Raw genomic sequence first — 12,482 nt, 5'->3', positions numbered from 1 at the left:
GGTTTCTGTGAGGGAAAGTAGATCAGCTTGAAGCTGGTCTTTTCGAACCCGTTGAACCTTTCGCCAGTCGCATTCGTTGAATTTTAGTGGAGCTCGTATTTTAGTTTTAGATCAGGGCGCAGCATGTATGCACCATCGACAAAGGCATCCTGAAGGTCTGTACCCCCTCCCAAATCAAAATACTGATATCGAATGTCGGTGTTGTTCACCACAGCCAATGGAATTGACGCGTTTCCTCAGCTTCGGCTGCATAGCCCACCACGAGCAGCGCAGAGATCAGGGGAACAAAACACAGGAAGATGCGTGGCATCATATGCCTGAGAGAAATTGAATGGTCTGGTTAGACGGCGACGGGTTTGCGCCGCCGTCTACATTCATCATTGCCAACTGGAGAAGACTTCTCGGGTCAGTTCGCTTTCAGGACGAAGGTTCTCGATCCCCTCATACGGAACGCCCTTTCCCAGTGGCAGATGCGGGTGCTTTGCTATAGTTTTCTGATGGCGCTTCACCATGTCTTGGAAAGATGCACCGGACCATAGTGAGTACCCGACAAGCGGATGTTCTTCACGTGGGTCTCGATAGACATTGAAAACGGGGGCCGCAGCGCCGGGCTGGCCGGGGGCCGGCAAATGCATCTTGAACTCTTGCTTCACAACTGAGCGCAGAACAGGCCCTTCGTACACGTAGACGTAGTCACGGCGCGAATTGCCTTCTCCCTCAAGCAACAATGCCGTCTGGTCGATGCCATCAATCACACGGTCCCGTGGAATACGGTCAGTCGCACCTGCTATACGGGCGAAGGTGGTGAACAGGTCAGATACGTGCACGATGTCACCTGCCGCGCTGCCCGCCTCAATGGCGCCGGGCCAGCGGATAAAGGCATCGGTTCGCACTCCGCCTTCAAGGTGCTGTGTCTTTCCGCCGCGATATATCAGCTGGTTCAGGCCGGATGTACCTTCGTAGTGGTACATCAAACCATTGTCGGCCATGATCATGACGACGGTATTGTCTGCCTTGCCGGTTTCATCCAGCTTGGCCAAAACCTCGCCGATCCAACCGTCTAGAACCTGCAATTTGTCCGCATGGAAGCCGCCGTTGCGAGATACGGCCTGCTCAGGATAAGCAAAGTTCAGCGGATAGAGTGGCCAGTATTGCATAAAGAATGGCGCGTCCTGCGAAGCCAGCCGCTCCAGCTGCTCCAATGCTTGAAGCTGATAGCGCAAGTTCATTTCCTCGTATTTCGCTTGGGTCCATTCTTCGCCGGGCTCCATTTCGACTTCGCGAGCCAGACCACCCGCTTCACCTTCTACGCCGGTCACAAGGCCATAGGGTTTGAACCGCTCGTCCAATTGAAATTGGTTGGACTGCCCTGACCAATGGTAACCAAGCATATTGTTGGCGACCATCGCATCACGTGTCATCAAGCTCAGCTGAACCTGCTGATGCAAGGGAAAAGCCGCCCAGTCGAAGCCCTGATTGTGCGGATAGGCCTGTTCAATATCGCCTTGGTGCCATTTCCCGACGTGCGCGGTGTTGTACCCTACTTCCTTGAGGATTTCGGCGATGGTGACTTCCTCGGACGCAAGACCTTCGCCGACCAGGGCGACCTTGACCTCTTCCACGCCCGCGCGCACCGGATGTCGACCGGTCAACATCGCCGTTCGAGTCGGTGTGCAGGATGGCTCCGTGTACATTCGCATCAAAGACATGCCTTCTGTGGCAAAGTCATTGATGTTGGGCGTATCGAAACCGGTGACATAGTTCATCGTCCGGTTGCCCATTTGACCGAAACTCACATCGTCAATCAGAATGTAGAGAATGTTGGGTGGTTGTCCTCCATTCGCGCCACGGATCTCGGCAAGCTTAACTTCTACCTCCGCATCCTGAGCATCCCATTGCTCGCCAAACTGCGCGCGGAGAAACTCGAACTCGCCGTCGTGTATGATAGGCGCTTCTTGGGCAAAACCCGCGCCAGAAATCAGCACCATGGCTGTGGCATGTTTCAATATTGATCTCATCGGTTTCCCTTCCCCTATTTGAATTATATCTTCCCTGCACGCCGCAGCGATTCAGCAATTTCATCCCGAAGACCATCCAAAGACTCGCGGATGTCGCGGGCAATCGTGTACGACCGACTTCTCGGCTCAGTGTTCACGGAGAGGTACTCGTCACTTAGAAGCTGATAGTCTCGGCAGATTTCATCGAAAACGGTGTCCGCCCGCCTTAGGTCCGCAATCGCGGCCCGATGGTTGGGAAACAGGTTATCAAGGGCGATGCCTTTCATTTCGGAGCTCGTTCAATGGATCAACTGGTTTAGGGGAGTGTTGGACGAATTCACTTTTAACAATAGGTATATCGGGGCATAATACGGTGTAATCAGATGCGTAACTTACTGAAAATATGGGTTTAACCAAAGACACATCTTCTCCACTGAATGAGAGCGGGTCACCTGCTGCAAAAGATGTTCGGGCGGCACTTCAGCGGCTTATCAGGTCTTCGACTTTCACGGGCTCGCAGCGCTTGCAGGACTTTCTTGCGTATGTGGTCGAGGAGTCTCTCAATGGAAGGGCCGATAAAATTCGCGCCAAGACGATTGCAATGGATGTCTATGGCGGATCAATGTCCGAGATGGCTCGCCGTGAAAATGTGGTGCGAGTGGACGCTGGGCGCCTGCGACGCAAGCTTGCCGAATATTACGCTGCAGATGGGCACGGGGAAAAAACGGTGTTTGAACTGCCAAAGGGTGGTTACGCACCTCGGATTTTGAGAAGCGGCTCCGAAACGGCTCACCCCCACTTCTCCGAGCTGGACGCCAGTGCTCGTGCATTGGCACGGCCAGCTGTTAGGATTGTCGGGATCACAATTCTAGGCTGTTGTGCGATTGCTTTTTTGGTGAGCTCGACAAAGCAGGATGTTCCAACTGACTTATCGGTCGATGGGCTGAGCCGTGATGAGCGCAGCGCCATTTTTGATGCATCCCCAATGCGTCTTCAGGCTGTAAATCTGGCCCATACTGGTCGGGACCTGATCTTTCCGGCCTTGGAACCTGCGCGTCTTGACGCGGCCTTAACCATATTCCAGGGAGCAATTGAAAACGACGACAGCTATTTCGGCGGCCATGCAGGCGCTGCACAAGTCGCCGCCACAATTGCAGTGCTGACATCCGACGTCGACCTAGCTCAGGACATGTTGAACTACGCGGACACTCAGGCCAACAGGGCCATCGAATTGGCTCCGGAAGCGGGGTGGAGCCAAGCCGCAATGGCTTGGGTCAAATTTGCCAAGGGAAACTGGCTTGAAGCCATAGAATTTGCGCAAAGAGCACGGCGTTTGGCACCACACGATGTACATGTTTTGGAGTTCGTGTCGCTGGTCCTGCTCTATTCCGGTTCGTTTGAACAAGTCGTAGAAATTAGCGAGGACGCACTCTCAAAAATCGAGCTAGAGCGGGGTTATGTTTTTCAGAACGCGATGGGGTCAGCAAAGTTCCATATGAAGGACTACGAAGGCGCTGTGTCAGCCTTTGAAAGCGTAGCTGAAAAAGGCGGCCCTGTGGGACCAGTAACCGTTGCTTACCTTATGGCGTCACATCAGATGTTGGGGAATAAGGCAGAAGCTCAAACTCTATCTGAGCAACTGTCACGCGAGTGGCCTGACAGTCGCGTGGATGCGCTCTTTGAGGAGCTATTTGTAGATTCGAAATACGGCAAAGACCTCAGTTACGCCATGAGACAAGCCAATTGGAAACCACCAAGTTAGGAGTTTGAATTCAAACTTCGGCCAATAGTGTTTCTCACAATGTCATTGAGACCGAATGCTCAGCGACTGCACCATGCCCGCTTCATGTGCATTGCTGTAATTTGAGCATCGCGCAGCATGCGGCACTTTTGTCGCTGCACTGCTCCTGATGACGTCTGGCCAATCATCTATAGACACCTGGAAACCTTGATCACGTACAGCACTTTCGCGGCGCTCAGGCCCGATAAGGGCGACGCGAGACAAAGTTGGTATTCGCTGTTGGTCCAGTCCGAAATCTCTACAACGTCAGACCGCTGCCAGTTAATTTCTTTCGGAGGCTTGTTTGGCAACTTGGTCACCTGCAGTTTCAATTACTACCTGCCCTAACGGTGCTGCCACGGCGACGAAGGAAAGTTCCTTGACTCTATCGCTGCCACGAACCACAAAAGTGTATTGGTGAAAGTATCTCGTCGCCGCGATGCTGCCGGTTACGATAAACCAATGGCCTTCAGACTAACTGTAGCATGTGCCCCAGCATAGGAACGGGTTTCGCTGGGGTCTTCGCTATGAGCTCGTTCCTCGCAAGCATTTGCAACTGTCACAGGACATGCACCTGTCATCGCGTGACCAAGGAAAGAAGGCGCCGCATGAACAGCACTTGGCACATGAATTGCGTGTTTGATGCCCGATAGATCAGGTCTCTGGCTCCGTTTGGATCAGTCACTCATTGGGTTTACGCGCTGCATACTTTGTTTGATCTCGACACTTTTGGTGTCGCTCTCAGGAACGCAGCTTGCTGCCCAAGTCGCAGGCAATGCCAGTGCAACGGTTTGTGACGAAGGTTTCGAAAACAGAAACGGATCCTGCCAAAGTCCAGACGTACCCCAAAACGCATATTTAACGGGTAGCTCCTATGGCCGCGGGTGGGAATGCAATCACGGTTTTCAGAATGTCGGAGAACTCTGTGAGAAAATAAGAGTTCCTGAAAATGCCTACCTGGCATCAACCGGAGATCAGTGGGCGTGCAATCGGCTGTTCCAGCGTGCCGGAGAAGAGTGTGAAGAAGTGATTTCGCCCCAAAATGGGTACGTCGAAACTCGGTTTGGCGTGCAGGAAATACACTGCAACTGGGGATTTCGTAAAGAGAGCCAGGATTGTGTTGAAATAGATGTCCCAAAAAACGGTCGTCTGAGCGACAAAAGAAGCTCGGATGGATGGGTGTGCCTCAGAGGTTACAGGGCGGCGGAGAGCAGCTGTGAACCAGTGGCAATTCCACAGGATGCATATCTCGCCCCTGAGACTTTTTCCGGATGGAAATGCGAACGTGGTTTTCGCGCAAACCGGAACAGGTGCGATAAGATTCAAGTTCCTTCCAACGCTCATTTGAACCGAAGAGGTGACGGTTGGGAATGTAATCGTCCATTCACAAGACAGAACGATACGTGCACGGAAAATGTGCCATAACAATGCGTTGGTGGAAACCTATGCCGCATGAGAAATCAGGAAGGACAAAGCCGTGAACAATGACTCGATTGATGAAAACCTGGGCAAGAGCATCAAGGCTGAAAAGGCGCGCCGCCGGTCCAATGGGATAAAGATATCTATTGCATCGGCGGTGTTTGTCGCAGCGATAGTTGTAGTGGTGTTTCTCTGATGCGCAAAAATACCCCTCAAATTACCCTTTCCGGTTCAAAGATGTCAGCTCGAGGTCTGGAACAACGAGCATTTCAGGACCGCAGTGTTCGTAAGTCGCGGAACGCTGACGTATCAGGAGTGATTGAGGAAGAGTTTGGAAAGTACTTGATCAAGGCCGGCGTTCTGAGCGGCGATAGTGTTGCACGGGCATTTCCCAAACCGCCGGCCAAAACGCAGACAATGATTGCCGATGCAGTTGGAGAAACACCAGCATTGGCTATAGAAGCCTTGAAAGAAATTCTCGAAGCACGAGACAGGAAGCGTAGCGGTCAACGCCGTTTGGAGGGAAACTCCGGAACCCTCGTTCCCAGTGAAAGAGAATATGCCGAGGCATTGCGCCAGATCAGGCTCACCCCTGCGCAGGTCAGGTTGCTGAAAGCACTTACAATCGCAGGCAAGGACGGTCTGACCATTGGTAACTTGTCTCAGGCGGCCGGTTACAAATCGCGCGAAGCCTCTATCAAGGTCTTCAAGAAAATCGGGCTATTGATTGCGGAATATCTGGAGCTGGATCTTCCCGAAGCCGGATCGGCACAGAATGATGGAGCCGCACAGGTTCTGGCATTTTCTTACATCGAAAGTGACGACGAGCCCGCAACTTGGATTATGCATCAGGAACTGCGCGACGCTGTTCGTTCAGTTCTATGACGCACGTTCCAGCCCCCGCTTTTGAAGTGAGCTCTAAATCGGAACAAATGTACGAAAGGTTGGTCACGTAGCTTATGTTGGAGAAACGACCATATCCGCTCGACCTGATTTATGTACCTGTGAAACGGGCAAAAACGCTTGATCAACAAAAAGTTCTGACGCTGGCCGAAGATATTTTGAAAAACGGCCAGCAAACCCCGATCCAGATACGCTCGGACAACAAGAGATTCGTGCTGATTGAAGGCCTTCACCGGTTAGAGGCCATTCGTGCCTTGGGCGGTGATACAGTCGAAGCCTATCTGGTACGCGCCAGGCTACACTAAATGCCTATTGGAATTGGCGTTCGACAAAGCCTCGGAAAATGTCAGCAGGCGCTGGCTTTTTTCGTCCCAAAGATGCAATCGTGCACAGTGAAGGCTCTCATATAGAGTAATACGTTGGCAATTTTCCAACTTGGAATGGTCCCGCAAAACTTCGTTTAGCCGATAAAACGGTATGCGGCTGGCAAGGTGGTGAACATGGTGTACGCCAATATTTGCAGAGAACCAAAGCAGGATGCCTGGTAAGGCATAATGAGAACTTCCATAGAATGCGGCGTCCTGAAGGTTCCACTCTTCTTCCCGTTCCCATGTCGTGTGTTCAAACTGGTGTTGAATATAGAAAAGCCAAATACCAATCGAGGCGGCGACGATCATGGTCGGCAGGAATACATAAACCAGCACATCCAGGCCTCCGGTCCAAAAAATCAGGGCCAGGACCACCGCAATCGCGGCGTTTGTTCCCATTGCGCTTGCCCAATACAGCCAGCCTGACCGCATGAAACCAAAGGGTAAGCGATTTTGCAGAAAGAACGTGTAGACAGGCACGATACAGAACAGGAAGAAGGGGTTCCGGATTAACCTGTAAGCGGCACGCCCGACCCACTTTCGCTTCAGATATTCCTCTACAGTTAACGTAGGGATATCGCCCATCCCGCGCCGATCGAGGTTGCCGGTTGAGGCGTGGTGAATCGCGTGGCTTTGCCGCCAGACGTCATAAGGTGTGAGGACGAGAACACCCAAGACCCGGCCTGTCCAATTGCAAACGGTACGGTTTTTAAAAAATGATCCGTGACCACAATCATGCATGATGATGAAGAGACGCACCAGAAATGCAGCGTTAAGGATTGCCAGTGGAATAGCGACCCAGACACCAAGGGAAAGCGCAAACCACGCTGCGCCCCATAGCGCGAAAAAAGGGATAACAGTAATAGTCAGTTCAAAAACACTACGCTTCGTATCGGGTACGCGGTATTGAACGAGGGCCCGGGTCAATTCCTGCTGTTGCAACTGACTTGTTCTCCAACGGCTCTTGGGAACCCTCTGAGCAACCGGGCACCCCAGAAGGATGCCCGTAGCAGGCTATGCGAGTGCCAGGTTGGAAGCGCTGTCGCGTCCGTCACGGCCAGCTTCGACGTCGAAGGTAACCTTCTGGCCGTCCTTCAATTCGCTAATGCCGGAACGCTCAAGTGCGGAAATATGCACGAACACGTCGCGCTTCCCATCGTCAGGCTCGATAAAGCCAAAACCTTTGGTTGAGTTGAACCATTTTACTGTGCCATTTGCCATGGTGGAAGTCTCCTAATGCTTGTCGCCCGCATCATTGCGGCGACTCGGCGTGGTCGGTCTGAATCGAGAGACTGAACGCCGAATTGAGGAGACAGCAGGTCGAAAAAGAAAAACGTAAGCCGTGTGTATATGGACTTTGGGTACGCACGATACAAGCCCTGATGCTTTTGAAGTTCATCTTTCGGCTGAGGACACCAAAGACAAAAAAGAGCGCTGGTTTCCTCTACCCAAATTACTGGTGCAACCGATGGTGTCTTATCTGGGGATCTATCGTCCGATCCTGGTTGGACCCAAGACATCCAATGCGCTGTGGATCAGCCAATATGGAGACCCGATTACCGCCAATGGCCTGTCTCGTGAGCTGCCGAAAGCGGCAAAACGCTTGCTGGGCGTTAAGTTGCGCACACACAATTCTCGGCACATTGCGGCGACCAGCCTCGCAGAGACAGACCCGGAAAATGTCAACATCATCCGGGATATCCTCGGACATGCCACGCTGGACATGTCTCAGAAGCATTACAATCGCTCCATCGGACTGTAAGCCTGTGACGACTACCAATCTCTCCTGCAGGCAAAGATGAAGACCTTGGGTCGCAAACGGCAAGTTATCGCACCCTAAAGCCGCTCGTCGGTTCGGCCAAATACCTATGACCGAAGCATCTTTCATTGCAACGGGTTGCAATGAAAGTACAAAACACGGCCCAATCCATGCCTATAACGGGTTGGACCAACCAGCTCCTAAGGCCGAAAGGCCCGACCCATGCGCGCCGCTATCCACGCCGGCTACTCCACCGATCTTCAAAGTGACGCCTCCATTGAGGACCAGCATCGGCTGTGCCTGCGCTTGATCAATAGCAATGGTTGGCAGGAGGCCCAGACCTTTTCCGACCGAGGACTGAGCGGAGCATCTCATCTTCGCTCTGGCTATCAACGGCTTTTGGAAGACGCCCGGCTTGATAATTTCGAAGTCGTCGTAGCCGAAGGTCTCGACCGCTTAAGCCTAGATCAGGAACATATCGCGGCCTTTTTCAAGCAGATGCGGTTTCAGGGCATCCCGATTGTAACCGTGGCAGAGGGAGAAATTTCTGAACTGCATATCGGTCTCAAAGGCACTATGAGCAGCCTGATCCTGAAAGACCTGGCTCAAAAGACCCATCGCGACCTTGAAGGACGTGTGCGTAAAGGTAAATCAACCGGTGGTATCACATACCGTTACGACATTGCGCTAGATATGGACGCAGACGGGTCTATCACCACAGGGGAACGGCGGATCAATGAAAGCTAAGCCCAGATCGTTCAACGTATGTTTCAGGACTACAGCCATGGGCAAAGCCCACGCAACATCGCTGCTCAACTGAACAATGAGGGCATTCACGGCCCCCTTGGCACATGGGGATCATCGACGATCTACGGCAACTACCAGCGTGGCACCGGCATCTTGAACAACGAACTCTATATCGGGCGGTTGGTTTGGAACCGGCAGCGTTTCGTCAAAGACCCAAACACCGGCAAACGACAGGCGCAACTGAACCCGCCCGAAGACTGGGTAATAGAAGAGGTGCCCGATCTACGGATCATGTCCGATGACCTGTAGAACGTTGTGAAGGGGCGACACGAAGAAACGCGCAGCGCCGCAATCGGCCTATCCGGCGGATCGGCTGCCGATAGCGACAGATCATCAGGGTCTACTTTCACCCATCGGCTTGTGATCGGACTGTCCCGTTCCGAGGGCAGACACCGATATTTTGGTTACCGTGACGGGTGTGCCAAGAGCCGCGGAGCTGACGAGGGTTTCGAAAAATTCTAAGATTTCTTCGGCGGCGCGCTGCACTTTTCGCGCAGTGACTACGCGCATATCTTACTTACTTCCCGTTGGCCGTTTGGGTTTTCGGGCTGTAGTTTGATTTTTTGAGTTTGGTTGCGGGAGCAGGATTTGAACCTGCGACCTTCAGGTTATGAGCCTGACGAGCTACCGGGCTGCTCCATCCCGCGACACTTTGGTTTGGTCTGTTGCCTATTTGGCTGTTTGAGACCTGGTCGTGTTTTTTCATCGTTTTTGAGAGGGGGGATTTTTCTAGGTTTGGCGGTGACCTACTCTCCCGGGGCTTGAGCCCAAGTACCATTGGCGCTGCAGTGCTTAACTTCCGGGTTCGGGATGGGACCGGGTGTTTCACTTGCGCTATGACCACCAAACCGAGGAAAATCCCCGTCGCTCTTTTTGCTTTGCAAAAAGGCGGCGCGCGGCAGGCAGCGTATTCGCGAAGCGAATGCGCGTTGCCCACGGTTGTTGTGTCACCCCTTGCGGGGTTTCACATCAATCAACACCGTCGCTATTTGCGTAGCAAAAGCGACGTAATTGTCCAACTCAAGGTCAGTGTATGCTTTTGGTGATTTGTCTTTCTGTTACTGGATCAAATCAAGCCTATCGGGCGATTAGTACCGGTCAACTGAACGCATTGCTGCGCTTACATCTCCGGCCTATTGACGTGGTGGTCTTCCACGGCCCTCAGGGAGACCTTGTTTTGAGGGGGGCTTCCCGCTTAGATGCCTTCAGCGGTTATCCTGTCCGATCATAGCTACCCTGCACTGCTGCTGGCGCAACAACAGGTCCACCAGTGGATCGTTCACCCCGGTCCTCTCGTACTAGGGGCAACTCCTCTCAAGTCTCCTACACCCACGGCAGATAGGGACCGAACTGTCTCACGACGTTCTAAACCCAGCTCACGTACCTCTTTAAACGGCGAACAGCCGTACCCTTGGGACCTGCTCCAGCCCCAGGATGAGATGAGCCGACATCGAGGTGCCAAACACTGCCGTCGATATGGACTCTTGGGCAGTATCAGCCTGTTATCCCCGGCGTACCTTTTATCCGTTGAGCGATGGCCCTTCCACTCGGGACCACCGGATCACTATGGCCGTCTTTCGACTCTGCTCGACTTGTCAGTCTCGCAGTCAGGCTGGCTTCTGCCATTGCACTCAACGAGCGATTTCCGACCGCTCTGAGCCAACCTTCGCGCGCCTCCGTTACGCTTTAGGAGGCGACCGCCCCAGTCAAACTACCCGCCACGCAGGGTCCCGGATCCGGATAACGGACCGCGGTTAGACATCAAGAATGCAAAGGGTGGTATCTCAAGGGAGGCTCCACAGGAACTGGCGTCCCTGCTTCGAAGCCTACCACCTATCCTGCACATTGCAGTCCTGATGCCAGTGCGAAGCTGTAGTAAAGGTGCACGGGGTCTTTCCGTCTAACCGCGGGAAGCCTGCATCTTGACAGGCAATTCAATTTCGCTGAGTCGATGTTGGAGACAGCGGGGAAGTCGTTACGCCATTCGTGCAGGTCGGAACTTACCCGACAAGGAATTTCGCTACCTTAGGACCGTTATAGTTACGGCCGCCGTTTACTGGGCTTCAATTCAAGGCTCTCACCTCTCCTTTTAACCTTCAGGCACCGGGCAGGCGTCAGACCCTATACGTCGTCTTGCGACTTCGCAGAGCCCTGTGTTTTTAATAAACAGTCGCCACCCTGGTTTGTGCCCCCAGCCCCTAGTTGCCTAGGAACCGGGCCTCCTTCTCGCGAACTTACGGAGGTATTTTGCCGAGTTCCTTCAACATCGTTCTCTCAAGCGCCTTGGTATGCTCTACCAGTCCACCTGTGTCGGTTTAGGGTACGGTCTGATGGAGGGCTATTTCCGGGAACCACTCAGCAGCCCAATCAATCCGATAAGATTGAACTACACCTGTGATCCGTCACATCCTCCTGGCCTAGGAATATTAACCTAGTTCCCATCGCCTACGCCTTTCGGCCTCGGCTTAGGGGCCGGCTTACCCTGCTCAGATTAGCTTTAAGCAGGAACCCTTGGACTTTCGGCGAGTGTCTCTCACACTCTTTGTCGCTACTCATGTCATCATTCTCACTAGTGATCTCTCCACCGGATCCCTCACAGGCCGGCTTCATCGAAAAGACTCGATCCTCCAAGGTGCCCCGAAAGACACTAAAGAGGATAAGTCTTATGTCACACTACGCTCTGCTACCATGCCTTACGGCATCCTAAGCTTCGGCTCATGGCTTGAGCCCCGTTACATCTTCGCCGCAGGACAACTTGTTTAGACCAGTGAGCTGTTACGCTATCTTTAAAGGATGGCTGCTTCTAAGCCAACCTCCTGGTTGTTTTGGTCGTCCCACCTGCTTTCCCACTTAGCCATGAATTGGGGGCCTTAGCTGTAGGTCAGGGTTGTTTCCCTCTCCACTACGGACGTTAGCATCCGCAGTGTGTCTGCCATCTAGTACTCCCGGGTATTCGGAGTTTGGTTAGGATCAGTAAGCCTGTGGGGCCCCATTACCCATCCAGTGCTCTACCCCCCGGGGTATTCGGATGACGCTCTACCTAAATAGATTTCGCAGAGAACCAGCTATCTCCGAGTTTGATTGGCCTTTCACCCCTAGGCACAGCTCATCCCGATCCTTTTCAACGGATGTGGGTTCGGTCCTCCAGTGCGTGTTACCGCACCTTCAACCTGGCCATGCCTAGATCACTCGGTTTCGGGTCTGATCCCACGAACTCATACGCCCTATTAAGACTCGCTTTCGCTACGCCTACACCTAACGGCTTAAGCTTGCTCGTGAGACCAAGTCGATGACCCATTATACAAAAGGTACGCCGTCAGCTCGCTAGGAGCCTCCGACTGATTGTAGGCGTTCGGTTTCAGGTACTGTTTCACTCCCCTCGTCGGGGTGCTTTTCACCTTTCCCTCACGGTACTGGTTCGCTATCGGTCAGCAAGGAGTACTTAGCCT

Annotated in this window: 11 protein-coding genes, 1 tRNA gene and 2 rRNA genes (1 of these 14 cut by a window edge); 7 read left to right on the top strand and 7 right to left on the bottom strand. The window is 53.0% G+C overall.

The window, feature by feature from the left end; translation table 11 throughout:
* Nucleotides 1-377: 377 nt before the first annotated feature.
* Nucleotides 378-2,006: a sulfatase-like hydrolase/transferase gene (locus ACR3EL_RS03265; protein ID WP_254432914.1), complete on the bottom strand. Its 1,629-nt coding sequence runs from the start codon at nt 2,004-2,006 to the stop codon at nt 378-380.
* A 35-nt stretch (nt 2,007-2,041) separates the two neighbouring features.
* The gene (locus ACR3EL_RS03260) at nt 2,042-2,284 is read right to left on the bottom strand and encodes a hypothetical protein (RefSeq protein WP_170337406.1); all 243 of its coding nucleotides are present in this window, start codon (nt 2,282-2,284) and stop codon (nt 2,042-2,044) included.
* Between the two features lie 236 nt (nt 2,285-2,520).
* Here ACR3EL_RS03260 and ACR3EL_RS03255 point away from each other — a divergent pair, with 236 nt between their 5' ends.
* The 4 genes from ACR3EL_RS03255 (at nt 2,521) to ACR3EL_RS03240 (ending at nt 6,404) form a co-directional block, all read left to right on the top strand.
* Nucleotides 2,521-3,759 carry a tetratricopeptide repeat protein gene (locus ACR3EL_RS03255; protein WP_170337405.1) on the top strand — a complete coding sequence of 413 codons (1,239 nt, stop codon included), beginning with the start codon at nt 2,521-2,523 and terminating at the stop codon, nt 3,757-3,759.
* A 1,495-nt stretch (nt 3,760-5,254) separates the two neighbouring features.
* Nucleotides 5,255-5,392, top strand: coding sequence for a hypothetical protein (locus tag ACR3EL_RS03250; RefSeq protein ID WP_170337404.1), 138 nt, complete (start codon nt 5,255-5,257; stop codon nt 5,390-5,392).
* Nucleotides 5,392-6,081 carry a hypothetical protein gene (locus ACR3EL_RS03245; protein WP_170337403.1) on the top strand — a complete coding sequence of 230 codons (690 nt, stop codon included), beginning with the start codon at nt 5,392-5,394 and terminating at the stop codon, nt 6,079-6,081. Before ACR3EL_RS03250 ends, ACR3EL_RS03245 begins: the two co-directional genes overlap by 1 nt.
* A 74-nt stretch (nt 6,082-6,155) precedes the next feature.
* Nucleotides 6,156-6,404 (top strand): ParB N-terminal domain-containing protein, encoded by a 249-nt coding sequence (locus ACR3EL_RS03240; protein ID WP_170337402.1) that lies wholly within the window; start codon nt 6,156-6,158, stop codon nt 6,402-6,404.
* Here ACR3EL_RS03240 and ACR3EL_RS03235 read toward each other — a convergent pair.
* Together ACR3EL_RS03235 and ACR3EL_RS03230 are read right to left on the bottom strand one after the other, a co-directional pair.
* Nucleotides 6,396-7,409 (bottom strand): fatty acid desaturase, encoded by a 1,014-nt coding sequence (locus tag ACR3EL_RS03235; protein WP_480720392.1) that lies wholly within the window; start codon nt 7,407-7,409, stop codon nt 6,396-6,398. The genes ACR3EL_RS03240 and ACR3EL_RS03235 overlap by 9 nt on opposite strands.
* A gap of 72 nt (nt 7,410-7,481) precedes the next feature.
* Nucleotides 7,482-7,688: a cold-shock protein gene (locus ACR3EL_RS03230; RefSeq protein WP_170337400.1), complete on the bottom strand. Its 207-nt coding sequence runs from the start codon at nt 7,686-7,688 to the stop codon at nt 7,482-7,484.
* Between the two features lie 136 nt (nt 7,689-7,824).
* Here ACR3EL_RS03230 and ACR3EL_RS03225 point away from each other — a divergent pair, with 136 nt between their 5' ends.
* The 3 genes from ACR3EL_RS03225 to ACR3EL_RS03215 all read left to right on the top strand — a co-directional run bounded on the left by ACR3EL_RS03225 (nt 7,825) and on the right by ACR3EL_RS03215 (nt 9,282).
* Nucleotides 7,825-8,229 carry a site-specific integrase gene (locus ACR3EL_RS03225; protein WP_170337399.1) on the top strand — a complete coding sequence of 135 codons (405 nt, stop codon included), beginning with the start codon at nt 7,825-7,827 and terminating at the stop codon, nt 8,227-8,229.
* A gap of 219 nt (nt 8,230-8,448) precedes the next feature.
* A complete protein-coding gene (locus ACR3EL_RS03220) occupies nt 8,449-8,973 on the top strand; it encodes a recombinase family protein (RefSeq protein WP_170337398.1) in 525 nt (174 codons plus the stop codon).
* Between the two features lie 6 nt (nt 8,974-8,979).
* The gene (locus ACR3EL_RS03215; protein WP_480722453.1) at nt 8,980-9,282 is read left to right on the top strand and encodes a recombinase family protein; all 303 of its coding nucleotides are present in this window, start codon (nt 8,980-8,982) and stop codon (nt 9,280-9,282) included.
* A 321-nt stretch (nt 9,283-9,603) separates the two neighbouring features.
* Here ACR3EL_RS03215 and ACR3EL_RS03210 read toward each other — a convergent pair.
* The 3 genes from ACR3EL_RS03210 to ACR3EL_RS03200 all read right to left on the bottom strand — a co-directional run.
* Nucleotides 9,604-9,680, bottom strand: a tRNA-Met gene (locus tag ACR3EL_RS03210).
* A gap of 86 nt (nt 9,681-9,766) precedes the next feature.
* A 5S ribosomal RNA gene (gene rrf, locus ACR3EL_RS03205) occupies nt 9,767-9,881 on the bottom strand.
* Nucleotides 9,882-10,100: 219 nt separating this feature from the next.
* A 23S ribosomal RNA gene (locus tag ACR3EL_RS03200) occupies nt 10,101-12,482 on the bottom strand; it runs 443 nt beyond the window's last position.

The organism is Ruegeria sp. BJ3, from assembly GCF_056535665.1.
The sequence above is the reverse complement of the archived record's forward strand: the minus strand, read 5'-3'. Positions and strand labels throughout refer to the sequence as shown.